Annotated in this window: 15 protein-coding genes and 1 pseudogene; 3 read left to right on the top strand and 13 right to left on the bottom strand. The window is 64.5% G+C overall.

Annotated elements, in window-relative coordinates; genetic code table 11:
- Nucleotides 1-93: 93 nt before the first annotated feature.
- Both AC07WS_RS19900 and AC07WS_RS19895 read left to right on the top strand, forming a co-directional pair.
- Complete coding sequence (locus AC07WS_RS19900) at nt 94-639, top strand: carboxymuconolactone decarboxylase family protein (protein ID WP_494730756.1); 546 nt, start codon at nt 94-96, stop codon at nt 637-639.
- Between the two features lie 25 nt (nt 640-664).
- Entirely contained in the window at nt 665-1,285 is a 621-nt protein-coding gene (locus tag AC07WS_RS19895) for a pyridoxamine 5'-phosphate oxidase family protein (RefSeq protein WP_494730755.1), read from the top strand.
- Nucleotides 1,286-1,300: 15 nt separating this feature from the next.
- Here the strand turns inward: AC07WS_RS19895 and AC07WS_RS19890 are convergent, their stop codons facing one another.
- From AC07WS_RS19890 to AC07WS_RS19865, 6 genes are all read right to left on the bottom strand, one after another.
- On the bottom strand, nt 1,301-1,756 hold the full coding sequence (locus AC07WS_RS19890) for a YbaK/EbsC family protein (protein WP_494730754.1): 456 nt from the start codon (nt 1,754-1,756) through the stop codon (nt 1,301-1,303).
- 46 nt (nt 1,757-1,802) lie between these two features.
- Nucleotides 1,803-2,876: a DUF4272 domain-containing protein gene (locus AC07WS_RS19885; RefSeq protein WP_494730753.1), complete on the bottom strand. Its 1,074-nt coding sequence runs from the start codon at nt 2,874-2,876 to the stop codon at nt 1,803-1,805.
- A gap of 54 nt (nt 2,877-2,930) precedes the next feature.
- Nucleotides 2,931-3,659 carry a hypothetical protein gene (locus tag AC07WS_RS19880; protein ID WP_494730752.1) on the bottom strand — a complete coding sequence of 243 codons (729 nt, stop codon included), beginning with the start codon at nt 3,657-3,659 and terminating at the stop codon, nt 2,931-2,933.
- Between the two features lie 8 nt (nt 3,660-3,667).
- Nucleotides 3,668-4,507: an aldo/keto reductase gene (locus tag AC07WS_RS19875; RefSeq protein WP_494730751.1), complete on the bottom strand. Its 840-nt coding sequence runs from the start codon at nt 4,505-4,507 to the stop codon at nt 3,668-3,670.
- Nucleotides 4,508-4,573: 66 nt separating this feature from the next.
- On the bottom strand, nt 4,574-4,978 hold the full coding sequence (locus AC07WS_RS19870) for a hypothetical protein (protein ID WP_494730750.1): 405 nt from the start codon (nt 4,976-4,978) through the stop codon (nt 4,574-4,576).
- A 50-nt stretch (nt 4,979-5,028) separates the two neighbouring features.
- Nucleotides 5,029-5,346, bottom strand: coding sequence for a hypothetical protein (locus AC07WS_RS19865; protein WP_494730749.1), 318 nt, complete (start codon nt 5,344-5,346; stop codon nt 5,029-5,031).
- Nucleotides 5,347-5,433: 87 nt separating this feature from the next.
- On the opposite strand from AC07WS_RS19865, the gene AC07WS_RS19860 reads away from it, so the two are divergent.
- Entirely contained in the window at nt 5,434-5,577 is a 144-nt protein-coding gene (locus tag AC07WS_RS19860) for a hypothetical protein (RefSeq protein ID WP_494730748.1), read from the top strand.
- A gap of 97 nt (nt 5,578-5,674) precedes the next feature.
- Here the strand turns inward: AC07WS_RS19860 and AC07WS_RS19855 are convergent, their stop codons facing one another.
- The 7 genes and pseudogenes from AC07WS_RS19855 to AC07WS_RS19825 form a co-directional block, all read right to left on the bottom strand.
- Nucleotides 5,675-6,034, bottom strand: coding sequence for an immunity 8 family protein (locus AC07WS_RS19855; protein ID WP_494730747.1), 360 nt, complete (start codon nt 6,032-6,034; stop codon nt 5,675-5,677).
- Nucleotides 6,035-6,044: 10 nt separating this feature from the next.
- Complete coding sequence (locus AC07WS_RS19850; protein WP_494730746.1) at nt 6,045-6,290, bottom strand: hypothetical protein; 246 nt, start codon at nt 6,288-6,290, stop codon at nt 6,045-6,047.
- Between the two features lie 267 nt (nt 6,291-6,557).
- Nucleotides 6,558-7,073, bottom strand: a complete 516-nt coding sequence (locus AC07WS_RS19845; RefSeq protein ID WP_494730745.1) for a hypothetical protein — start codon at nt 7,071-7,073, stop codon at nt 6,558-6,560.
- Nucleotides 7,070-7,207: pseudogene (locus AC07WS_RS19840) on the bottom strand (adhesin); the annotation flags it as partial. The pseudogene AC07WS_RS19840 and the gene AC07WS_RS19845, both read right to left, overlap by 4 nt.
- Nucleotides 7,161-7,511 (bottom strand): EndoU domain-containing protein, encoded by a 351-nt coding sequence (locus AC07WS_RS19835; protein ID WP_494730957.1) that lies wholly within the window; start codon nt 7,509-7,511, stop codon nt 7,161-7,163. The pseudogene AC07WS_RS19840 and the gene AC07WS_RS19835, both read right to left, overlap by 47 nt.
- A gap of 65 nt (nt 7,512-7,576) precedes the next feature.
- Entirely contained in the window at nt 7,577-8,074 is a 498-nt protein-coding gene (locus tag AC07WS_RS19830) for a hypothetical protein (protein WP_494730744.1), read from the bottom strand.
- A gap of 1 nt (nt 8,075) precedes the next feature.
- Nucleotides 8,076-24,611, bottom strand: a complete 16,536-nt coding sequence (locus tag AC07WS_RS19825; protein WP_494730743.1) for a hemagglutinin repeat-containing protein — start codon at nt 24,609-24,611, stop codon at nt 8,076-8,078.
- Nucleotides 24,612-24,613: the final 2 nt, after the last annotated feature.

Raw genomic sequence — 24,613 nt, 5'->3', positions numbered from 1 at the left:
ATTGCATCTTTAATGGATTCTCATTATCGCGCTTATCGATGAAACTGCAAGTGTTCGCTGAACAAACAACCCACAACCCAAAGGAGCAACACCATGAGCCGTATCGCCACCATCGAAAACGCCACCGCCAACGCCGAACAAAAAGCCCTGCTGGACGCCATCCAGGGCCAGCTCGGCATGGTGCCCAACTTCCTGAAAGTGTTCGCCAATTCGCCGGTCGCGCTGCGCGCCTTCCTCGGCCTGCACGGGGTGGCCAACGGCGGCTCCCTGGACGCCCTGACCCGCGAACGCATCGCCCTGGCGGTGGCGCAGCAGAACAGCTGCGAATACTGCGTGTCCGCGCACACCGCCATCGGCCGCAAGACTGGCCTGAGCGGCGAAGAGATGAACGCCAACCGCAACGGCACCAGCGCCGATGCGCAAGCAGCGGTCGCGGTGAAGTTCGCGCAAAGCCTGATGGAGAAAAATGGCGAAATCAGCGCCGTCGAACTGGCGGAGATCCGCAACGCCGGCTACAGCGAATCGGACATCGTGGAGATCATCACCCACGTCGGCATGAACTTCCTGACCAACATCCTGGGCAAAGCCAGCCGCGTGGAGATCGACTTCCCGAAAGTCGAACTGAAGATAGCCGCCTGATACCCATCTAGCCGAGGAGCCCATCATGGGACGTGCATATTCCGACATCACCTTCACGCCTGCGGTGCGCGAGGTTCAGGAGAACATGGGAAGCCGCGCCAGATATGGGTTCCTCGACCGGATGGAGGACCAGCAGGACAGCCTGGGAAGACGTGAAATCGCCTTCATCGAAGAGCGGGATCATTTTTTCCAGGCCACCGTCAACCAGGACGGATGGCCGTACGTGCAGCATCGCGGCGGGCCGGCGGGCTTCCTGCGCGCGCTCGACGCAAAGACGCTGGCCTTCGCGGACTTTCGCGGCAACCTGCAATATCTCAGCGTGGGCAATCTTAAAACGGACGACCGCATCTCGATGATATTGATCGATTATGCGGAGCAGGTAAGGCTGAAGATCATTGGCCGCGCGCGCACCGTTGAAGCGGCGGACGACCCGGCGTTGATGGAGAGGCTGCGCATGCCCGGCTACGCCGGCCGCATCGAACGGGCCTTCATCATCACCGTGGAAGGCTACGACTGGAACTGCCCGCAGCACATCACGCCGCGATATACCGAGCAGGAAATTGGCGCCATGGTCGCGCCGCTGCATGCACAGATCAGGCGCCTGCAGGAGCAACTGGCGGCGCTCTCCGATCCGTCTGCTCCTTAGGTGCCGGTGCCGCTATCAGCAGACGTCCACCCACTGCCCTTGCGTGACGGTCGCCAGCAGCGCGGGCGTGATCCTCACCATGCTGTTGGTGGAGCCGGCGGCCGGCAGCACCTCATCGAATTTGCTGAGCGAATGATCGAGATAGACCGGCAGCGCCTGCGCAAGACCGAACGGACAAACGCCACCAACCGGATGGCCGGTAGCTTCCGCCACTTCGTCCGGCGGCAGCATCTTCCCTTTGCCGAAGGCTTCCCTGAATTTGCGGTTGTCGATGCGCGCCACGCCGCTGGCCACCAACAGGATGACGCGGCCTTCGGCGACGCGGAAAGCCAGCGTCTTGGCGATGCGGCCCGGCTCCACGCCGTGCGCCTCGGCCGCCAGCGCCACCGTGGCGGTGCTGACGTCCAGTTCTACAATGGGAAGATCAAGGTCTCGGGCGAGGAAGAATTCACGAACGGATTGCAGGCTCATAGAAGTACGCTGGACAGTTTTTATCAGCCAGCAGTGTAGCAGCAGGTCAGGTCGGGGTGTCGACTTCGTCCCAGTCGCGGTCTTCGAAATGCACCAGCCAGTTCAGCGCGTGATGACGTTCCTGTAGCACGCCGTCGTTCAGCGCTGCGGGGGCGGCGGTCTTCTTCAAGATCGCCTGGCGTGTGGCCCAGTGCTGGCGGTAGTGCAGGTCCAGCGCATCCAGTATCTCCGCCGCCGGACGCATGGCCAATTGCTTACGCAAGCCCTCGGTGCCGCGCTCGATGACGGTGCGCGAGATGGCGGCGACGTCGCAGATCGCGTCGGCGAATGGCAGCGCCTCTTGCAAACCAAGCGCCCATTGCAGCACGAGGATGGCTTCGTAACGCCACAGGAACTGCGTGGTCTGCTGCTCCGTGGGCGCTTCCTGCGCGAGGAAGGCGCGCTCCGCGTCGGTCAGGCCGGCGAAGGCGGGTGGGAAGCGTTTTTTCAGATCGTCGACGGCGATGGCGTGGCCGCCCGCAAGCGACTCCGCGCGAATCGCGACCACGAACAGCGCCTGCATCCTGCGCAGCACATCCTCCGGCGTGCGCAGGCGCAGCTCAGGCTCGGAGACCAAGGGCGGCAGCGTGGCCGGCACTGCGATCTTGCGGGCGGCAAGCAGCTCGTCGGAACGCGCCTTGCGCTGCCAGGCTTGCGGCGGATACGGAACCACTGCCTGCGGATCGCCATCGTCGCCGGCCGTTGGCAGCAGCACGCGCCCTTGCGGATCGCGCACGCTGCCGTCGGCCATGAAGACGATGGCGTTTGCCGCCTGCGCCCAGGCGGCGAAGCTGTCCATCGCGCCTTCCTCGACGGACAGGCTGACATGCTGGCGCACACGCTGCACATGACGGATCACGTGATACCGCACCTGCTTCATCTGGCCCGCTCCGGCCTGGGCCAGATAGTTCATGAAGCCATTGAGGTGGGGCTGCAGTTCGGGATCGGACAGGTCGCGCCTGGCGTTGAGCACATGCGGGAAGCCGGGCTTGGGAACCTCGGCGACCGTGCAGTAGGCGTTGATCAGGATGTGGTGGCTGGTGTCTTTGGAGGAGAACAGTTGCTTGATTCGGTTTAGCATGATTTGCTGGACAGTTTGACTGCCCAGCAGTGTAGCAGAGGCTAAGCCCGGGCCTTACATGGCGGCCGACGCGAATTCATATTCGATCAGCGACTCGTCGTCCCAGCTGGTGTCGGCCAAGGGCGGCGAGAATACGCTTTTCTTCTTGGGGAGGAACGGCAGCGTTTGACGGCGGTCTCCAGAGACCAGCGTCACGCCGGTCGCGTTCAGCGGCGCCTGATAGGTCAGCTGGACGCTCTTGATATGGCAAAAACCGCCCGCCAGCGCGAGTCCGTTACGGATCAGGAAAGACAAGTCGTCCTTGTTAACGGCCCAGGCGATTTCGCATTCCATGCGCAAGTCGCCGAGGCGGCGCGCGTTGGCCGGCACGCCGGGCGTGTGGATATCGCCGCGCCAGCGCACCATGCTTTTCTTTTTGTTCGTGACCAGATCGGCCTTGTCGTCGATCGCGGCCTGGATGCGAGGCAGGACGAACGTACCATCCTCCGCGACAGGAACGTTTTCCGACGTGTTGTCGCCGGCGATGCGCAGCGTGATGCCATCCACCGGCCCGCCCGCGGCCGATACCAGCTTGAATTTCATCGGAGCGGCGGGCGCGTACTTGCGGTGCTCCTCGAATGCGTCCACGCCTTTCAGCATGACCTTGTAGGATTTCAGTTCGGGGTTCTTCACGCCGCCCACTTCCACCACTTGCGGCGCCTCGGCATCGGCCGCCGGGGCTTCCTGCGCGCTGGCGCCGGCGCAGGCCAGCAGCAGGCTTAAACAAAGCAGTTTGCGTTTCATGTGTCCTTTTATCGCATGTCGAGCGCGCGGCTCCGACGGGGTGGAGGGAATGCGCGATCCAACGCGGCCATATCCTGCGGCGAGAGTTTGATATCGGCGGCGGCGCGGTTGGCGCGCACGTGAACCGGATCAGTGGCTTTGGGGATGGCGATCACGCCTTCCTGGTGCAGCACCCAGGCCAGCGCGATCTGCGCCGGCGTCACGCCGTGGGCATGGGCGACGGCATGCAGGCCGGGATTGTCCAGCAGCGCGGCCTGTTCGCGGCCGTGCGATTCCAGCGGCGAGTAAGCCATCAGCGGTATGCCCTGCTGGCGGCACCACGGCAGCAGATCGAATTCGATGCCGCGCTTGCACAGGTTATACAGCACCTGGTCGGTGGCAATGGCGCCGAGGCCGACGGCGTCCTGCATGCTTTCGAGATCGAAGTTGCTGACGCCGTAGTCCTTGATTTTTCCGGCCTTCTTGAGCGCTTCGAAACCGTCGACGGTTTCGGCCAGCGCGAAGTGGCCCTGCCAGTGCAGCAGGTAGAGATCGAGACAATCGACCTTCAGCCGGCGCAAGCTACGCTCGCACGCGGCCTGCGTGCCTTCGAAGCTGGCATTGTGCGGATAGACTTTGCTGACCAGGTAGACCTCGTCGCGGCGGCCGGCGATCGCCTCGCCCACCACCTCCTCCGCGCCGCCCTCGCCGTACATTTCGGCGGTGTCGATCAAGGTCATGCCGAGGTCCAGGCCCAGTTGCAAGGCGCGGACTTCATCGCGCTTGCGCGCGGATTCCTCGCCCATGTTCCACGTGCCCTGGCCCAGCGCAGGTACGGTCGATCCCGAAGGGAAGTTCACAGTCTTCATCGCGGCGCCCGCCGTTAAAAAAATGTATGGTATCCCCAACCGTGCTTTTTAGGCAAATACACGGGATTATTTGAATTCGAAGCGAACGTCCTTGATGATTTGAACCTTCCCCCAGCGGAAGTTGCAAACACGGGCGACCTCGATCTGGTCCTTGCTTTCGGGGACGCAGCCGCCGACGATACTGACCGGGTTGCCGCCTTGGCGTGACAAGGGGAATTCGATGGTCAGGCCGTCGAGCAGTTTATGCTCCAGTTGCACCGACTCGGCGTAGTCATCGACCAAAGCGGCGATCAAGACCTTGTCCGCCTTCAGCGTGTACAGGTCATGCTGAAACGCGGCGCCGGGAAGCAAGCACATTTCGAAAACAGTCTTTTCAGCGGTCTGCGTCTGGCACTGGGCAGGCTCGCTGGCGTGGGCGGTTTGGATCATGCAGGCGGCAATTGCCGCGGCGAGGTATTTGTTTTCTTTCATTTCTTAAGTCTTCTGATTTCTATGGTTTATAAGTACTCAACTGGGAAAAATCAGGGCAGCGCCTCAATCTTCACGGACTCGACCATGTGGCGCAAGGTCACCTTCGTTTGCTCATGCGCCTTGGGGTTCTGCAAAGACTTCTGGCTGGCGCCGAGTTGGATACTCATGGAGTAACCAGTGTCTCCGATTGGCAGCAACCAGCTCTGGAACCAGCCACCAAGACAACTTGGCGGCGGCGGTGGCAACGTAGCCTCGTCATCCTCCAACAGCCACCAGTCGTTGCCGCCGATATGCTGCGTCGACCAATGACCTTGAGGATTGTACGTGCTCCATTGCGAGCGCAACGTGGCAACATCCTGCTTATACATTCTTAGTATTAACGTGTGCCCGCTTCATTTGATCACCATATGTCCGTTTGACGTTACAGCACCTGTTCGACGAGCGCCCCGAGATGCATGTCGCCCTGGCTCAGCAGCAAGGCGTCGGCGCCGCTGTCGCTGATCTCTTGCGCGCCCAGGTTCAGGCTGGCGCGCGCGGCGATGACGCCGGTGCCGCTGTTGGGGATCTGGGCGGCGCCGATGTTGACCGTGTCGCCATAAACGCGGCCCGTGTCGAGCGCCTGGCCTGGGTGTCCAGTTGCAGCGCGTGGGCGGCCGAGATCGGATCGGATCTAAACGTTTGAAGCAAAGGAAATGTTCACGGCTGATAATCCTCGAATTCCCAAGCGGCGAACCTAGCAATCTGGCGCGCAATGGTTAACCAATCATCGCCCTTGCAGCTTTCGACTCGGCGATCAATCTCAGCTTTAATCTCATCAAGATCATATTCAAATACAAACAGCATGTGGCTCCCCCAAATAGTCCTCTGCCGGCTGCGTTCACTTTTCAGCCATTCTGCCGTGCAAACAAACAGTCGAAAATCATCCGCCCCATCCCTATCTGTGATGCCTACCCTGAATTCAATCCACAAGCCGAAACATTCTGGGTCATCGGGCAAGTATGTATCCAGATCGATGGTTGTACTATCAAGCCATATTGATTTAACAATTGCTTTCATGGAGTCACATTCAAATGACCATTGCTGCTCCCGCCCGACTTGCAAAATCAGTCGCAAGATCAACATTGTCGTATTTAAATAATCCCGTAGCCTTCAGGTCGCCGATTTCCTTTGAATAATTTTTCCCTCGAAACTCTTGCCCCAATGCCGCAGCGTTAGCGGGATTCTCTTCGAATAACTGTATTGAACAGTACGTTAAGAAACATGCTACATCCGCAAGCCGTTGTTGCTCACCAGGGGATTTACCTTCTTGCAACTGCCTAAGTTTTTCTGCCTCATCCGTACCGGTCAGCTTATCCAGCCAGGAGCTGTGCAGCTGTCGGTTGTTAAAGTCGGCATCCTATGAACTTTCGGGTATTGGGCTTGGCATTCAGCCTTCCTTAGACCACAAAACTTCTTTCATTTGCTCATGCTTAACATTTAAGTCTTTCATCCATGGAAACATGGACCGGTATTGATCCATGTCCCCGTTAAAGCGATCACGAAATGTTGGAATTAACCCACTGTGGAAGCGAGTGTTAAATTACAACAGGCCAGCCTCACGCAGATCGCCACCATTCGCGAACGTAAGTTCATTGGCGCTGACTCTAGACCCATCCGAATAGCTTGAAAAACCACATTGACGACATTCAAACGCGATTTTACCGCTTTGAAAATGTTTGTACACATTCATCCCCCAACTCTCGCACCTTGGACATTGTTTATCTATCTCCATAACAACGAGAGCCTCCAGCGTATCGCGAAGATACCTCGCGATATTTTTCACATCCTTTACGTCGTACTTTTTTATGATTTTCTTAAAATGCAAAAATTCGACACCATACATCTTTGACGTATCAACCGGACATTGCTGGTCTTTCAATTTCAAATATCGATCAAACCAATACGTGGAGAATGGCCCACCTGAAAAAATTTCCGGATAACTTCTTACCCAACTTAATATCGCATTTAAAATTTCACGTGGCGATGAATTGTCAGGCATGCGATTAATATGACCTTGAAATTCGGCCCATTGATTCGGCGCCAGCTTCTTCATCATTTACGTCCTTTCACTGGGAATGCAGTAATAAGATTGCCTGCACGATCCGTAAAAACCTTTAAACTTGACGTTGGGCTCCCGCCTTCTTTAAGTGTAGTAGTACCAATCACCCGGCCAACATCTACCGTTCTCACAAGAAGGTGTGAACGAGCTCCATTTCGCTCCATTTATAATCTTGTTCGGAAAATTCCACGCGCCGTCAACTTCGGACTGAATTCTCGCCGCATCCCAGTCCTTTGGAAACATCGAGTTCGTCGAATTATTACTAGTTTTTGTGAGCCACTGCCCCGGATTCTGTGGACCTGGAACCTGAATGGTCGCGTTATAAACATCAGTTGCATCAGGAACTGACTCCGTTCCAGGTACGATTTGAACATCTCCGTTTAGCAGGCTATGCCCTCCTGTTGGCTTGCCCGCCTTCGTGTAATCAGCACCAATGGCATGGGCAATGTCAACTGGTGATTTTGCAAGAGAACTTGCAGTCTCGCCTCCCGCCTTTAACCCTATAAATTTTCAAACTCGCTCAGCTTCCCCCCCGGCAAATTACTAACCAACACCCAAACTATAGAACCGTTGGCATCCACGCCAAAAGTGGCGTCGTCAGCCAAAATCGTTTTTGTGATCACAACCGAATCAGAAAGCGTGATCAGTAAACGGCTTGCATCGACAAATACATGTAGTGCACCTGGTTCATCCTTAATTCTATCAACTGGCCATTCTGTGGTATCCACTAACGGATAGCCATCCGAACTCATTGCATTGGAAATATTCAATTCAGGAAAATCTCTACTCACCTCCCCAGGAAGAAGCAAAGAAACACCAATAATCTGACCTGCCACGGGGTCAATTTCCACTTCGAGAAGTGTCGATTTCAAATCACCAGTTCGCCAATAAAATTTCGGCCCATTCGATTGAGTTTGATGCCAAAATTTGAACGGCAGGTAGTCACCAAATTCAATTTCAGTTTTTCCACAATTTTGGAAACCAGTTACTTTTAACATGTTATTTACCCTTGTAGAGCGCGTGATAAAGCGCTGGGAATTGATCAGCTGATTTTGGCGGCGCAAAAATCAATTCCCAACCATTAACGTTCGTAACCTGCCGATATGTCACTCCATTTTTCACTGCCGTGTTGACAGCGGATCCGAGGCTTTCGAGTTGCACTTGACTCGCCAGCCGAACAGCCTCTGGCGTAGAGTTTATTGCCTTAGCCGCAGCATACTCAGCGACGTGTTTGGTAGCATTTCCGTCTACCCAAATTTTCCCACCATTTTCCAGCGTAAGCTCAAAATTCTGCGGTATTTCGGAACCGGGATGCATAGGACCAACTGGTTGAATAGCGTCCCAAATAGTTCCCGTTTTATTTGCCCCATCCGGTGTCTTTGCCCCCCCAGCAGCGTCGACCGTTCCTGCCACTTTATCTGGTTTCCCCGCCCTTTCAGCGTCGCCTTGCCCATCCGACAATAACACATTGCTCGGCACATAACCCGGTGTGCCAGGCGTCATGATCGGACGCGTCACGCCACAAACCAAGAGCGGCGGCGGGCCACATAGTACCATCGGCGGTGTCATTGCTCCCGTACTTCCGGCCGTTACCCCTCTGGGCCAATTCGTGTCATCTGGAAGGTCAGGCGGAATCTGTATATTCCCACCAGGACCGTGCGTCAAGATTTGGTAGCCCAAATTAACGGCGGCGCGTCCCGCTGCTAGCACCTCTTGGGAAATACGGTCTCTCGCCCGACTTGCAAAATCAGTCACAAGATCAACATTGTCGTATTTAAATAATCCCGTTGCCTTCAGGTCGCCGAGTTCCTTTGAATAATTTTGCCCTCTAAACTCTTGCGCCAATGCCGCAGCGTTAGCGGGATTCTCTTCGGATAACTGTATTGAACAGTGCGTTAAGAAACATGCTGCATCCGCAAGCCGTTGTTGCTCGTCAGGGGATTTACCTTCTTGCAACTGCTTCAGTTTTTCCGCCTCATCCGTACCGGTCAGCTTATTCAGCCAAGAGCTGTGCAGCTGTCGGTTGTTGGTATCCGTCGCCAGCGCCGCAGCCCCGCCTTCCGTGCCACCCAAAGCGGTACCTATTCCCAGCGCGGTTGTTTCCGCCAGGCCTTGCGCAAACATCTTCGCCGTCTCCGGGCTCATGCCTTGATCAACCAATGCGGCCGCTGTCTTAACCTGTAGTTCTTTGAGCAGCTTCGCCTGATCCGCTACTAACCCCGCACCGACGGCGCCGCCCAATCCACCGGATAAAGCTCCACCAATAGCATGGAGCGCAACGCGGTAGCTACCACCGTCAGCCCATTTGGCGATTTCTTCCTGGCTCGCACCCTGTTCTTCCAGCTTCTTGATCTGTTTGTCAGCGAAGTCGGCAATCGCCTTCGGTGCCTGCTTGCTGAACTCTTGCGTGATGGCGATCTGGGCGTCGACGTCCTTCTGCAATTGCTGGGCATCCCAGCCCTTGGTCAAGGCGCCGGCCTTGGCTGCCGCCGACTCCGTCGTCACATCGTTATCCAGGCCGGCCACGACCGTCGAAGCGTCCTTGCCGGTCGCCAGTTGTTTGGCCTGGTCGGTGATCGCGATCAGGCCGCCGCTGATGCCGCTTGCGGTCGTACTGCCCTGATCGCCGCTGGCCGAGCTGAAGCCCGCGCTGGCGCCGGGCTTGCCGTCAGCGGCTGCGGCTTTCTTCTGTTCGTCGGTCCACTTGTCGGTCTTCTCTTTGGGCGGGCTCTGATCTCCCATCTTCCCGCTGACCGAACCGGACAATGCAAAGCCGCCCGCGTCATAGTGATCCTTGTTCTGCAAATCGCTCGACGTCAGGCTGCCGGTGATCAGCACATTGCTGCCCTGGTCGATGGCCTTCTGGCTGCTGCTCAGCAGTCCGCCCTTCAGATCGGTGTTGCCATTCACCGCCACCTGGAAGCCGCCGTCGCCGGCCTTGATGCCGCTTTGCTCCAGCACCGACAGGAAGTCGCCGTCCACATGCGACTTGCCGATGCTGCCGCTCACGGTGCTGGCGCCGTAGCACGCCGGCGGGATGCACAGGCTGGCGCTCAGGCCGGCGCTGCTTTGCTTGCTGTTGTACTTGCTGCTGTCCTGCAGACTCTCGACGTTCAGATTGCCGCCGATGTCGGCCACCACCGTCGGCGCCGCGATCACGCCGCCCTTGAGCGTGGTGTCGCCGCCGCTGTGCACGCCGACCTGGCTGCCTGCCGTGACATGGCTGTTGGTATAGCCGATGTCGTCGCCGTCGGCTTTGCCGCGCGCCTGGCTGACGGCAAGGTCGATCGTGAAGCCGTTCGACGTGCCGCCGATGCCGAAGCCGATGCCGATACTGGCGCTGCTGGAGCTGTTGGTGCTGTGCTGGCTGGCTGTGCTCTGCGCCGCCAGCAGGTTCACCTGGTTGTCCGCCGACAGGCTGACGTCCTGGCCGCCCTTGATGTCGCTGCCGATCGCCGTCAGGTTGCTGTTCTTGCCGGCACCGGACGCGGTGATGGTCACGTCGCCACCCGCCGTGATGGTCGAGCCCACCGCCGTGTCGCTGGTGTGCACCACCGTGCTGTCGCTCTTCTGGCTGCCCAGGCTGATGCTGACCTGTATCCCGGACTTCATGACGCCCTTGCTGTAGGCGTCGTAAGCGTTGTTCAGGCTGCCCGCCGCGTTCATCGCCGCCAACGCCTGCATGCGGCTGTCGCTGGTGTTCTTGGCCGCGCTGACCATGCTGTTCGCGCTCTTCAACGCATCCACCAGTGGCACGCTGACGCTGCCGCCGATAGCGGTCTTGCTGTAGCTTGTATGGTCGCTGCTGTCGCTGCTGTTCATGGCGGCGTTGATCAGCACGTCCTTGGCGCTGATGTCGATGTCGCCCTTCGGCGCCTTCACCTCGCTGGCCGTCTGCGTGTACCGCTCGCCCGCCGTCAGGCTGACGTCGCCCCCCAGGCTGGCGATCTGGCTGCCCACCTGCGTCACGCTGGCGTTGGTGCCGTCGGTGGCGCTCTTGACCGTGCCGATGGCCGGCTGGAACGTCGTGCCGATCGAGCCGGATTTCTTGCTGCTGCTTGACGACGCGCCTTCGCTCGTGTTCTCGGCGCTGACGATGCTCAGGTTGCGGCCGGCGTCGATGGCGATGTCCTTGTCGGCCACCACCGTGCTGCCGCTGATGACCGTGTCGCGCCCGCTGCTGGCGCTGACGCTGCCGCCGCTAAGCACGCTGCCCACCTGCGTCACCGTGGTGCCGTTGGCGGCCTTGGCGTCCTCGCTCTTGGTGTAGAGCGCGCGCGGGTCCACCGAGAAGCTGCTGCGCATGTGCTCGGCGCTGTGCTGCTCGCTGTCGCTTTGCTGCGCGCTGGCCACCAGCAGGTCGCGGCCCGCGTTCAGCGTCAACGCACCGGTGGCGCTCAGGTCGCTACCTCGGATGACGATGTCCTTGCCCGACTGCACCGTGACGGCGTCGCCGCTGACGCTGCTGCCCACCACCTTGCTGACGTTGCTGTAGTCGGCCGTGGTGTCGCTGCTCTTCTTGAATAAGCTGCTCGACTCGTTGTGGTGCGCCAGGTCGCTCAGATGGATTTCCTGCACCTGCGTGATGCTGACATCGCCGCTGGCGGTCAGCTGCACCTTGCCGCCGCCGGCCAGATTGCTGCCGGCGATCGCCAGCGTACCCGCGCCGCTGTCGCCGGCCTTGACGCTCAGGTTGCCGCCGGCCGTCACCGAGGCGCCGACCACATTCTGGTCCTGGCGGACTTCCTTGTCGTACAGCTTGCTGCGCGGGTCGTTCTGCTTGCTGATGTTGACTTCGTCGACGACGGCCGTGATGCTCACGTCGCGTCCCGCCACCAGGGTGCCGTTGCCGGTGGCGCCGATCGCCACCTGCGTGCCGCTGAGCTTGATGTCTTGGCCGGCCGTCAGCTTCAGGTCGCCGGTGCTGGCGACCTGGCCGGTCTTGTAGGTGGTGCTGCTGTCTTTTTCCGTGTAGCCGGCCACCTGCGAGGCGTAGGTGCTGCCGGTCTGCAGCGCGTTGAAATTGACGTCGCGCGCAGCGCCGATGCCGACGCTGGCGCCGGCGATGCTGCCGCCGGTGTCGGTCACGTCGCGTCCGGCCTTGATAGTCAGCGCGTCGGCGGCCGCGATGCCGGCCTGGTTGGACAGCGTGGTGTAGCTGCCGCTGGTGTTGACGCTGGCGTATTCCTGCTTGATCGTCAGCGACTGATTGATCACGTCGCGTCCGGCCTGCAGGTCCATCGCGCCGCCCTTGATGGCGCCGCCCTGGTTGACGATGTCCTGCCCGGCCACCAGCACCGTGCGGCCGTTGGCGCCGTCGATCAGGCCGCCACGGTTGACGATGCTGTCGGTGGTGCGGATGTCGACGCCGTCGCCGGTCACCAGCGCGCCGTTGGCCTTGACCGCGCCGGCGCCCGCGTGCGCCAGGTAGACCTTGGGCACCAGCACGTTCTCCACCGTGCCGTCCGGCAGGCTGACGGTTTCCGTCTCCATCCAGACGATGTCGCTGGTCAGGTGGCTGATCTGGTCGGCGCTTAGCGCGATGCCGGGACGCAGGCCGTATTGCTGCGCGACGCTGATGCCACTGTTCAGCAGTTCCTTGTAGCGGCTGTCGTCGCTCTGGCCGCCCGACGGCGCGCGGCCGGTCAGTTCGATCAGCTGGTCGCGCACCAGGCGCTGTTCGTAGAAGCCGTCGCCGAGACGCTTTTGCGTCACGGCCGGGTCGGTGTCTAGCGCTTTGAGCAGGTAGTCGCTGCTGATCCAGTCGCCGTGGTTGGCGAACTGCGGACGGGTTTCGAACACATAGCTGCCGTTGGCGTTCGGATTCAGCAGCGACAGACCGTTCGGCGCCACCTTGACCACGGCGCCGCTGTCGGCGGCGTTCTGCGCCAGGCTGGCGCCATGGCCGGTGCTGACGTCACCCAAAGCCTTGCCGCCGGCGCCGCTGCCATGGGCTGCGGCGCTGGTCGTGGCCGTGCTGGTCTTGCCGCTGGCGTTGACGCTGTCGGCCTCGCGGGAGCCGTTATGGATGCCGCTGCCGTAGGTGTCCAGGCGCGTGCGTGCCTGGTTGCCGATGCCGCTGCCGGCCGCCTGCCCGGCTTCCGCTGCTTGATTGGCCAGTCCGCTGTCGCCGGCTTGGCCGCCCAGCGCCGCATTGTTGCCGGCGCCGCTGCCGCCGGCCTGCGTGGCGCGCCCCGCCTGGTTGCCGATGCCGCTGCCGCCGGCCATGCCGGCGCCGCTGGCGTTGTTACCGATGCCGCTGCCGCCGGCCACGCCTGGGCCGCCGGCGTTGTTGCCGATGCCGCTGCCGCCGGCCGCGCCGGCGCCGCTGGCGTTGTTGCCGATGCCGCTGCCGCCGACGTGCCCGCCGGCGCTGCCGCCGCTGGCGCCGTTGCCGGTGGCGTGGCTGGCGGCGCTGGCGCTGTTGTTGCCGGTCGCCAGCACGGTGACGTTGTCGCGGATATTGCCGACCGTGCCGGCCGTGATGTCGACGTTGCTGAAGCTGCGCCCGGTGATCGAGACGCCTTTGCCGCCCGAGATCACGCCGGCGGCGGAGCCGATGATTTCGCTCTGCGAGGGCATGGTGTAGGCCGTGACATCGCCGTCGTAGGTTTTCCAGGTGCCGTCGAAGGTATGGTTGCGGTACAACGTCGCGCCCTGGTTGCTGATGGCCGCGCCGCCGTCGATGGCGAGCGCGCCGGTGGCCATGATTTGACCATACTGGTTGGTCAGCGCCTGACCGACGGTCAGGTGCATATTGCCGCCGGAAAGGATCTGCGCCACGGCGCCGGAGCCAGGCGCGATCTGGTCTTCCTCCGCCGTGTGATGCGCCAAACGGGATTGTTCCAGCTTGCCGGCCTCGGACACCAGCGCGCGCGCCGTCGACCGGTTGATGATGGTGGTTGGATCGTCGTAGCCGGGTTGCGTGACGAATCGCACACAGTTGGCCGCACAGCTGCCATACAGGCTCGAATACGCCGGCGGAGCGCTGGTCCAGTTGGTGACATGTTCCAGATAGAAGCCGTCGGGCGTGCCGGTCGGGCCGCCCTGGTCCGGGTTGGCCTGGTCGTTCTGGCTGTACTTGTAATACAGCACCCTTGTGCCATCCGTCATCGTGATGCGCTGGCGCGCCCCTTGCGCGTTGTAGGCGCCGGTCGACGCCCAGAAGAAGGCCGAATCGTTGGCGTGCGTGCGGATCACCGCGCGGCCGTAGGAGTTGCCGTCCGGCGCGAACAGGATCTGATTTTCCAGAATGTCGTCGGGGTTGACGTAGTACAGCTCGTGCGGATAGTAGTTCGCCGCGTTGGTATCGTAGTTGTTATGGTTGTCGCCGTTGTGGTCCCAGCTCGGCAGATACATCTGCTTGGTCTCGTCGACAGTCTGCACCTTGACCAGCGTGACGTTCTCGCGGATGTTGTTGACGCTGGCCGCGTTCAGCGACAGGTCGCCGGCCGCCTCGATGGTCGACGACATGTTGTTGACCAGCCCGGTCGCGCCGCCGCCCGGCGCGGCGGCGATGGCCAGGCTGCCGCCGCTGTAGATGCTGGCGCCGCCCGTATTGTTGAGCGTGCCCGCCACGCCCAGCGTCATCGCGCCGGTCGAGCCGAGCAAGGTGCTGGCGCCCGTGTTGTTCAGGTTCTGCGCCGTCAGCGTCAGCTGGCCGCCGACGATGGCGTTGCTGTTGTCGAGCGTGCCGCCGCTTTTGAGGTCCACCGTGGCCGTGCCGTTGATCTGGCCGGCGTTGCTCAGATTGCCCGCCGCGTTGACCGCCACGCCCTGCCCCTGCATCACGGCGCCGGCGTTGTTGCTGACGTTGTTCCCGCTCAGCGTGAGCTTGCCGGCCGCCTCGAACGTCGCGGTGTTGACGATATTGCCCGTCACCGTCAGGCTCAGGTCGCGGTTCGAATGGAACTGTTGGGTCCCGCTGCCCTGGGTGTAATCGCCGTCCATGCTCAGCGCCAGGTCGCGTCCGCCTTGCAGTTCGCCGCTGCCCTGCATCACATGGGTGCTCACGCTCAGGTCGCGGCCGGTGGTGATGTGGCCGCCTTCGTTGCTCAGCTGCTGCGACGTCAGGCTCAGATCGCCGCTGGAACCGGCGCCGGTGCCCAGACGGCCGCCGTTGTTGTTGATCTGGTTGGCGACGATCAGCGCGTTGCCGCCCGAGACGATCAGGCCGCTGTTGTTCAGGTTGGCGCCGGCCTGGTTGAAGGTCAGCGTGCCGGCGCTGTTGATTGTGCCCTGGTTGTCCAGCAACTGGGTCACCTGCAAGCTCATGTCCTTGCCGGAGGCGAGCATGCCGGTGGCGCCATTCTGCAGCGTCGTGGCAGTGAGCAACAGATTGCCGCCGCCGGCGATCACGCCGGCGTTGCTCACGCCGCCCAGGCTGGTGATGCTGGTGTCGCCGCTGCCGGCGTTGACGATGCGGCCGTTGCCGTTGTCGATGGACAGCGCCTTCAGCGTCAGCGCCGAAGCGGCGCCGGCCGCCTCGATGGCGCCGCCGTCGTTGGTCAGCGCACCGCCGGCGTTGACCTGCATGTCCTTGCCGGACTGGATGGTGCCCTGCACGTTGTCCAGCGCGCCGGCGATGGCCAGCACGGCCTTGCCGTCGGCCAGGATTTTCCCCTTCTCGTTGCTCAGGCTGGCGGCGGTCAAGGCCAGGTCGGCGCCGCTGCTCTTGGCGGTGGCGATCTGGCCGTTGTTGTTGTTGACTGCCTTGGCAACGATGGTCATCGCGCCGCCCGCGACCAGCTGGCCGTCATTGTTCAGGTTGGCGCCGGCCTGCTGGAAGGTCAGCGTGCCGGTGCTGGTGATGGCCGCGTGGTTGTCCACTTGCCGGCTCACCGCCAGCAGCAGGTTCCCGGCCGAACCGATGGCGCCGCCGGTGTTGTTCTTCAGCGTCTGCGCCGTCAGGCTCAGGTTGCCGTTGGCGGCGATCAGGCCGCTGTTGACGAGGTCGGTCGCGATCAGCAGCGTCGTGTCGCCGCTGCCGACGTTGACGATGCGTCCGCCGCTGCTGTCGACCGTGGCCGCCGTCAGCTCCAGCGTGCTGGCGCCGCCTTCGGCCTCGATCGTGCCGCCCGCGTTGCCCAGCGCGCCGGTGGCGCCCAGCTTCAGGTTCTTGCCCGCCTGGAGCGTGCCGGCGTTGTTGTCCAGGCCGGAAGCGCTGCTCAGCGTCGTATTGCCGCTGGCAAGGATCTTGCCGCCGTGGTTGCTGATGCTCTGGCTGGTGACGCTGATGTCGGCGCCGGAGGCGCTGGTGGTGCCGATCTGTCCGCCGTCGTTGCTGAAGCTGGCCGCGTCGAAGGTGGCGGTGCCGCCCGCGATCATCTGGCCGCTGTTGCTGAAGCTGGCGCCGGTTTGCACGAAGTCCAGGGAGCCGGCGCTGCTGACCGTGCCCTGGTTCTGCATTTGCGCGGTGACCGCGAGCTCCAGGTTGCCGCCGGCGGCCAGCGTACCGCCCGCCTTGTTTTGCACGCTCTGGGCGGCCAGCAGAAGGTTGCCGTTCCCGGCGATCATGCCGCTGCTGACCAGCGTGCTCTGGCTGGCGATCCGCGTATCGCCGCTGCCTACATTGACGATGCGGCCCGAGGTGTTGTCGATGGACTGGCCCTGCACCGTCAAGGTGCCGCCGGCGGACAGCGCTTCGATCACGCCGCCGGCGTTGCCCAGCGCGCCGCCGGCCGTCAATTGCATGTCGCGGCCGGCCTGCAGCGTGCCGCCTGCGTTGTCCAGCGCGCCATACACGTTGACGCCTGCATTGCCGCTGGCCAGCACGCTGCCGCCCCGGTTGCTCATGCTTTGGCTGCTCAGGTCGATGCCGGCGCCGGAGTCGCTCAGCGTGGCAATCTGGCCGCCATCGTTGTTCAGGCTGCCCGCCGCCATGCCGATCACGCCAGCGGCCACCAGCGTGCCGCTGTTGTTGACCTGCGCCGTCGTCTGCGTGGAAGTCAGGGCGCCGCCGCTGCGGACGGCGCTGCGGTTGTCCAACAGCTGCGACAGCGACAGCGTCATCTGCGCTCCCGACGAGATCGCGCCGGTGTTTTGCAGGGTTTGCGCGCCCAGGTCCAGCGTGCCGTTGCCGGCGATGGTGCCGCTGCTGCTGATGCCGCCCTGCGCGTTCACGCTGGTCGCCGCCGAGCCGACGTTGACGATGCGGCCGCTGCCGTTGGCGATCTCGCCGGCCTGCACCCGCATGGCGCTGCCCGCCGCCAGCGCCTCGATCACGCCAGCGTTGTTGCTCAGGGTGCCGCCGGCGCTCAGGCGCAAGTCCTGGCCGGCTTGCAGCGTGCCTTGCGCATTGTCCAGCGCGCCGGCAACGTCGAGCACGGCGTCGCCGCTGGCTTGTACGCGGCCGCCACGGTTGCTCAGACTCTGGCTGGCAATCGCGATGCCGGAACCGGAGTTCGGCAGCGTCGCGATCAGGCCGCCGTCGTTGTTCAAGCTGCCCGCCGCGATGCTGGCCTGGCCGGCCGCTGCGATCTGCCCGCTGTTGTTGACCACCGCCGTCGTCTGGCTGAAAGTCAGGCTGCCGCCGCTGTTGATGTTGCCCTGGTTGTCCAGTTGCTGCGTCACACCCAGGCCCATGCGCTGGCCGGACGACACGGTGCCGCCGGTCTGGTTGCGCAAGCTGCCGGCAGTCAAGTCGAGGCTGCCGTTGCCGGCGATCAGGCCGCTGTTGGTGATGAGCCCGGTGGCGCCCACCGTGGCCGCGCCCGTGCCGACGTTGACCAGCCGTCCCGCGCTGTTGTCGATCGCGCCCGCCCGCACCACCAGGCTGCTGGCGGCGGTCACCGCCTCGATGGTCCCGCCGGCGTTGTTGAGCGCGCCGCCCGCCGTCAATTGCAGGTCGCGCTGCGCCTGGATGGTGCCGTGCGCATTGTTCGCCGCGCCCGCGACCGCCAGGGTCGCGCTGCCGCTGGCGACCACGCTGCCGCTCTGGTTGCTCAGGCTCTGGCTGTCGATGGCGATGCCCGCGCCACTGTCTTTCAGCGTGGCGATCTGGCCGCCGTCGTTGTTCAGCGCGCCGGCCGCGATATGCATCTGGCCGGCCGCGACCATCTGGCTACTGTTGTTGACCACGGCGGTGGTCTTGCTGAACTCCAGCGTGCCGCCGCTGCTGATCGCGCCCTGGTTGTCCAATTGCTGCGTGACGGCCAGGTCCATCGCCGCGCCGGACGACACCGTTCCGCCCGTCTGATTCCGCAGGCTGCCGGCCGCCAGGTCGAGCTTGCCGTTGCCGGCGATCAGGCCGCTGCTGCTGATGCCGCCCTGCGCGCCCACGCTGGTCGCCGCCGAGCCGACGTTGACGATGCGGCCGCTGCCGTTGGCGATCTCGCCGGCCTGCACCCGCATGGCGCTGCCCGCCGCCAGCGCCTCGATCACGCCGGCGTTGTTGCTCAGGGTGCCGCCGGCGCTCAGGCGCAGGTCCTGGCCGGCTTGCAGCGTGCCTTGCGCATTGTCCAGCGCGCCGGCAACGTCGAGCACGGCGTCGCCGCTGGCTTGCACGCGGCCACTACGGTTGCTCAGGCTCTGGCTGGCGATGGCGATGCCGGAACCGGAGTTCGGCAGCGTCGCGATCAGGCCGCCGTCGTTGTTCAAGCTACCCGCCGCGATGCTGGCCTGGCCGGCCGCTGCGATCTGCCCGCTGTTGTTGACCACCGCCGTCGTCTGGCTGAAAGTCAGGCTGCCGCCGCTGTTGATGTTGCCCTGGTTGTCCAGTTGCTGCGTCACACCCAGGCCCATGCGCTGGCCGGACGACACGGTGCCGCCGGTCTGGTTACGCAAGCTGCCGGCAGTCAGGTCGAGGCTGCCGTTGCCGGCGATCAGGCCGCTGTTGGTGACGAGCCCGGTGGCGCCCACCGTGGCCGCGCCCGTGCCAACGTTGACCAGCCGGCCCGCGCTGTTGTCGATCGCGCCCGCCTGCACCGCCAGGCTGCTGGCGGCGGTCACCGCCTCGATGGTCCCGCCGGCGTTGTTGAGCGCACCGCCCGCCGTCAATTGCAGGTCGCGCTGCGCCTGGATGGTGCCGTGCGCATTGTTCGCCGCGCCCGCGACCGCCAGGGTCGCGCTGCCGCTGGCGACCACGCTGCCGGCCTGGTTGCTCAGGCTCTGGCTGTCGATCGCGATGCCCGCACCGCTGTCCTTCAGCGTGGCGATCTGGCCGCCGTCATTGTTCAGCGTGCCCGCCGCGACGTGCACCTGGCCGGCCGCGACCATCTGGCTGCTGTTGTTGACCACGGCGGTGGTCTTGCTGAATTCCAGCGTGCCGCCGCTGCTGATCGCGCCCTGGTTGTCCAATTGCTGCGTGACGGCCAGGTCCATCGCCGCGCCGGACGACACCGTTCCGCCCGTCTGATTCTGGAGGCTGCCGGCCGCCAGGTCGAGCTGGCCGTTGCCGGCGATCAGGCCGCTGTTGACGATGGCGTCCTGCGCCGACACCGACGCCGCCGCAGTGCCGACGTTGACGATGCGTCCCGCACTGTTGTCGATGGAACCGGCCCGCACGCGCAAGGCGCTGCCGGCGCCGATCGCCTCGATCACGCCGCTGTTATTGTTCAGCGCGGAGCCGGCGGCAAACTGCAAGTCCTGCCGGGCCTGGATGCTGCCGTGCGCATTGTCCACCGTGTAGGCCACGCCGACGGCGACGCTGCGGTCGGACTGGATCACGCCGGATCGGTTGCTCAGGCTCTGCGCGTCGAGCGCGAGGTCGGCGCCGGAACCGCGCACGGTGGCCAGCTGGCCGCCGTCGTTGTTGAAGGTGCCCGCCTTGATGCTCACCGCGCCGCCGCTGACGATGGTGCCGCCGTTGCGCACCGCCGCCGTGACCTGCGTAAAGTCGAGCTTGCCGCCGCTGCTGATGGCGCCCAGGTTGTCCAGTTGGCGGCTCACGCCCAGCGCCAGGTCCTTGCCGGCCGAGATAGTCGCGGCCGCGCTGTTCTGCAAGGTCGCGGCCGTGACGGACAGGCCGCCGTTGCCGGCGATCAGGCCGCCGTTGAGCAGCGTGCCCTGCGCGCCGACGCTGCTGGCGCCGGTGCCGACGTTGACGATGCGTCCGTCGGTGTTGTCGATGGAACCGGCCTGCACGTTCAGGGCGCTGGCGGCGCCCGTGGCCTCGATCACGCCCTTGGTGTTGGTCAGCGCCGCGCCGACCCGCGCTTGCATATCCTTGCCGGCCTGGATCACGCCTTGCGTATTGTCCAGCGCGCCGGTGACCGCCAGCGCGGTATTGCGGTCCCCCACGATGGTGCCGCCCTGGTTGCTGACGCTGTTGGCCACGATGCTCACGTCCGTCTGCGACTGCTTGACGGTCGAAATCAGCCCGCGATCGTTATTCAGGACGCCAGCCATCAGATCGATGCCGCCGCCGGCGACGATCTGGCCATCGTTCTTGACCAAGGCGGTGGCCAGGCCGAAGTTCAGGCCACCGTAGCTGCTGACCAGGCCGTGATTGTCCAGCAGGTCGCGCACCGACAAGCCCAGGCCGGCCCCGGCCGTGATGCTGCCGGCGCTGGCGTTGACGACCGATACCGCGCCCACGGCCAGCTGGTCGCGCGCGCCGATGCGCCCGCCGTTCCAGATGTAGCTCGCGCTGCTCACGCCCGCGCTGCCCGCGCTGACGATGTTGCCCGCCGTGTTGTCGATGCTGCTGGCCTGCACCGTCAACGTGCCGCCGGCGCCCAGCGCCTCGACCGTGCCGCTGCTGTTGTCGAGTCCGCCGCTTGCGCTCAGCGCCAGGTCCTGCCCGCCCTGGATCACGCCGTAGCGGTTGTCCACCGCGCCGGTCACGTCGATGCCGGCGTTGCCGGCGGCCAGGATGTGGCCCCCATAGTTGCGCAACTGCCGGCTTTCGATCCGCAGATCCGCGCCGCCGGCCGGGGTGGTCGAAATCTGGCCGCCGTCGTTGAACAGCGCGCCCGCCTTGATCAGCATGGCGCCGTCGGCGACGATGCTGCCGGTGTTGGCCACGACCGCCGTGGTCTTGCTGAAGTCCAGCGCGGCGGCGCTGCGGATGGCGCCGTCGTTCTGCAACAGCTGCTCCACCGCCAGCGTCATCCGCTTGCCGGACGTGAGGGCCCCGGCGGCGTTGCTGTGCACAGTAGCGCCCGCCACGTCGACCGCGCCGTTACCCGCGATCAGGCCGCTGTTCTGGATGTCGCCCTCGGCCGCGATGGCGGTGTCGCCCGAGCCGACGTTGGCGATGCGCCCGCCAGCGTTGACGATGGCGGCCGCGTTCACCCGCATGGCGCTGCCGGCGCCCAGGGCTTCGATCACGCCGGCGCTGTTGTCCAGCGCGCCCTTGGCGGCAATGCCCAGGTCCCGGCCAGCCTGCACCAGGCCGCTGGCATTGTTGAGTGCGCCGTCGAGTTGCAGGTCGACCGCGCCGCTAGCGGCGACGCTGCCGCCGTGGTTGTCCAGCGTCGCGCCATGCAGGGTAATGCCGCCGCCGGCGGCGGTGGTGGCCAGCTGGCCGGCGTTGACCACATTGCGCGCCTGCACGCCGATGTCGCCCACCGCATAGACCTGGCCGGTGTTGCGCATGTCGGCGCTGGCGCTGCCCAGGTCCATGGCGGCGCCGCTGCTGATCAGGCTGGAGTTGTCGAGTTGTTCCGTCACGGCCAGCTTGAACGCGCCGGCGCTCGACAGCGTGCCGCTGTTGGTGACGCTCGCCGCCGCCATCGCCAGGTTGCCGTTGCCCGCGATCAGCCCGCTGCTGACGATCGCGCCCGTGGCGGCGACGCTGCTGTCGCCGCTGCCGGCGTTGACGATGCGCCCGCCCTGGTTCTGGATCGCGCCGCTATCGACGCTGAGCTTGCTGCCTGCGCTCACCGCTTCGATAACGCCGTCCTGGTTGAGCAATGTTTGCAGCGCGCTGACGCTGGCGTCGCGCTGGGCGTGGATCAGGCCCTTGCTGTTGTCCAGGCCGCCCTGAGCGGCGCTGATGCCGACATCCCGATCGGCCAGCAGGCTGCCGCCACGGTTGCTGATATCGGCCGCGCTGAGCGTCAGGCTGGCGCCGGAGGCGGCCGCCGTGCCGATCTGGCCGCCGTCGTTGCCGGCGTGGCGCACGGCGATGTGGATGTCGCCGCCGGCCGCGATCTGGCCGCCGTTGTCGAGCGTGGCGCCGGCTTCGTTGAAACCGAGCGCACCGCCGCTGGCGATGCCGCCCTGGTTGTCCAGCTGCTGGCGCACCGCCAGCGTCAAGGCGCCGCTGGACTGGATGCTGCCGCCGGCCTGGTTCTGCAGCGTCAGCGCGCTCACGGTCATGCCGCCGTTGGCGCCGATGACACCGCTGTTCAGCAGGCCGCCGGCCGCGACCACTTCGCTGGCGCCGCTGCCGGCGTTGGCGATGCGGCCTTTGCTGTTGTCGATCCCGGCGGCCTGCACCTGCATGGCGCCGCTGGCGCCGATGGACTCCACCATGCCGGATTCATTGTCCAGCTTGCCGCTGGCCTTGAGCGCCAGGCTGGTGGCGGCCTGGATCTGGCCGCCGTGGTTGTCCACTGCGCCGGCGGCGTTGATCGATACGCGTCCGCCGGCGACCAGCTTGCCGTCGCGGTTGACGATGGCGCCGCTGTCCAGCGCCAGGTCGGCGCCGGCCGACAGCAGGCCGTTGCCGTTGTCCAGCCCTTGCGCCTGGATGTCGAGGCCGGCGCCGGCCACCAGCTTGCCGTCGTGATTGTCGAAACCGGTGCCGTGGATGCTGGCGCCGCGCTGCACGTTGAGCTGCCCGCCACGATTGCTGAACGCGCCGCCGCTGACCGCCAGCGACGACAGGTTGATCTGGCCGCCGGTATTGTCCAGCGCCGTCGTCGCCAGCGCAATGCCGCCGCCGGACAGGATCTGGCCGCCATCGTTGTTCAACGCCCCTGCGGCATGGACGAACCCTGGCGCGATCGGCGCCGGCGGCGTGACGCCGTTGTTGGCGCCGTTGCCGGAGCCGCTGTTGCTGGCGCTGCCATTGTCGCTGCCGCTGCCGGTGCCGGCGTTCGAGCCATTGCCGTTGCCGCCACTGCCCGTGCCACCAGTCCCAGTGCCCGCGTTGCCGGCTCCACCGTCCGCGCCGTTGCCAGTACTCGCGCCGCTGCCATCCGAGCCGGTCGAAGGCGCAGCCCCCACCTGCCCGCCGTTGGCGTTGTGCAGACCGGCGACCGCCACATCCAGCGCGACCGCCGCCGTTTGCAACAGCTTGCCGGACTGGTTGTTGATGCCGCCGCCGGCACTGCTCAGCGCAAGGCTTTGCGCCTGGATGACGCCGTGACTGTTGTCGACATCTCCCGTCAACGCCAGCACGGCGCGGCTCGTGCTGCTGATCAGATTGGTGTTGCTCAGGCTGGCTGCGGTGAGCTGCAGGCCGGCCGCACCGCTTATGGTGCCGCTGTTCGACACCGCCGCCGGCGTGCTCAAGGTCAGCGCGCCGCCGGCCGAGATTCCACCGCTGTTGACCATGCCATCGCGCGCCGTCGCCGACAAGGCCAGGCTGGCGCCCAGGCTGCCGGTATTTTCCAGCCGGCCCTCGGTGGTGACGACCAGCTCGCCCGCCGCCGCGCCCAGGGCGCCGGCGTTGCGCACGCCGACGCCGGCCTCGGTGCCGACCAGTGTGATCTTGTTGGCATACATGCCGCCCAGCTGAGAAGCGTCGATGCCGTAACGGGGCGCCTCGCCGCCGCCAGCAACCGTGGCCACCGTGCCGCCGGCCGCCGCGCCGTCGACGGCCAGCGTCACGTCGTTGACGCCGGTGGTCACCTCCAGCTGCTGCGCCCACAGGCCGGCGTTCAACTGCACCGAGCGCGCGATCAGGGCCGTGTAGTCGGTCTGCCGCGCATCCAGGCCGGCGCCGCCGATGCTGATCATGCCGCCCCGCACGGCGTAGCCGCGCAGCGCGCCGTCGGTCTCGTCCAGCAAGGGCTTGCCGGTGGTCAGCGTGGCGCGGCTGACGTTGATGAAGCCGGCGCCATCGACCACGATGCCGGCCGGATTGGCGATCACCGTTTCCGCGCGCGCGCCGGCCACCTCGATATAGCCGCGCAGCTGGCTCGGGTCGTTGGAATTGACTTCGTTCAGGATCACGCGCGCGGTGCCGTGCGCCATCCACGGATTGGCGTCGATCCAGCCGCCCAGCTGGCTTTGCACGGCGGTGCGCGAGTTGTTCAGCACCGCGCCGGTCTTGGGCACGTCGAAGCGGCTGTAGACATTGCGCGACACCCCGGCCGCGCTCGGCGTCTGTATATTGACCTGCAACACACCGTTGGCCGCGTTGAGCACCGTGGCCTGCTGGCGGCCGGACGCGTTGGGATCGGCAACGATCTGCGCCGACGCCAGGCCGGCCAGCAAGGCCGTGCCGCCGAACGCGCCGAGCAGCGCCCGGGCCAGGCTGCGCAAGCGCGTCGCCATGCCGCCCTGCCAGCCGCCCGCCGCCGCCGCGCCCGCCGGCCCCGCCTGCCCCGCGCCCTTGCCCTGGCTGCGTGCCGTTTCCTGCACGGCCATGCAGAGGCCACGGGCTTTGTTGAAGACGATACGGTAGCAGAGCTTGTTCATTG

It is taken from the genome of Duganella sp. GW821-FHT01E12 (genome assembly GCF_059422325.1).
Note: the sequence above shows the minus strand (reverse complement) of the source record. Positions and strands in the feature narration are given on the sequence as shown.

Bases quoted from the DNA above. Each gene is read 5' to 3' on its own strand.
- AC07WS_RS19900 (WP_494730756.1), top strand. From the start codon at position 94: ATGAGCCGTATCGCCACCATCGAAAACGCCACCGCCAACGCCGAACAA.
- AC07WS_RS19895 (WP_494730755.1), top strand. From the start codon at position 665: ATGGGACGTGCATATTCCGACATCACCTTCACGCCTGCGGTGCGCGAG.
- AC07WS_RS19890 (WP_494730754.1), bottom strand. From the start codon at position 1,756: ATGAGCCTGCAATCCGTTCGTGAATTCTTCCTCGCCCGAGACCTTGAT.
- AC07WS_RS19885 (WP_494730753.1), bottom strand. From the start codon at position 2,876: ATGCTAAACCGAATCAAGCAACTGTTCTCCTCCAAAGACACCAGCCAC.
- AC07WS_RS19880 (WP_494730752.1), bottom strand. From the start codon at position 3,659: ATGAAACGCAAACTGCTTTGTTTAAGCCTGCTGCTGGCCTGCGCCGGC.
- AC07WS_RS19875 (WP_494730751.1), bottom strand. From the start codon at position 4,507: ATGAAGACTGTGAACTTCCCTTCGGGATCGACCGTACCTGCGCTGGGC.
- AC07WS_RS19870 (WP_494730750.1), bottom strand. From the start codon at position 4,978: ATGAAAGAAAACAAATACCTCGCCGCGGCAATTGCCGCCTGCATGATC.
- AC07WS_RS19865 (WP_494730749.1), bottom strand. From the start codon at position 5,346: ATGTATAAGCAGGATGTTGCCACGTTGCGCTCGCAATGGAGCACGTAC.
- AC07WS_RS19860 (WP_494730748.1), top strand. From the start codon at position 5,434: ATGTCGCCCTGGCTCAGCAGCAAGGCGTCGGCGCCGCTGTCGCTGATC.
- AC07WS_RS19855 (WP_494730747.1), bottom strand. From the start codon at position 6,034: ATGAAAGCAATTGTTAAATCAATATGGCTTGATAGTACAACCATCGAT.
- AC07WS_RS19845 (WP_494730745.1), bottom strand. From the start codon at position 7,073: ATGATGAAGAAGCTGGCGCCGAATCAATGGGCCGAATTTCAAGGTCAT.
- AC07WS_RS19830 (WP_494730744.1), bottom strand. From the start codon at position 8,074: ATGTTAAAAGTAACTGGTTTCCAAAATTGTGGAAAAACTGAAATTGAA.
- AC07WS_RS19825 (WP_494730743.1), bottom strand. From the start codon at position 24,611: ATGAACAAGCTCTGCTACCGTATCGTCTTCAACAAAGCCCGTGGCCTC.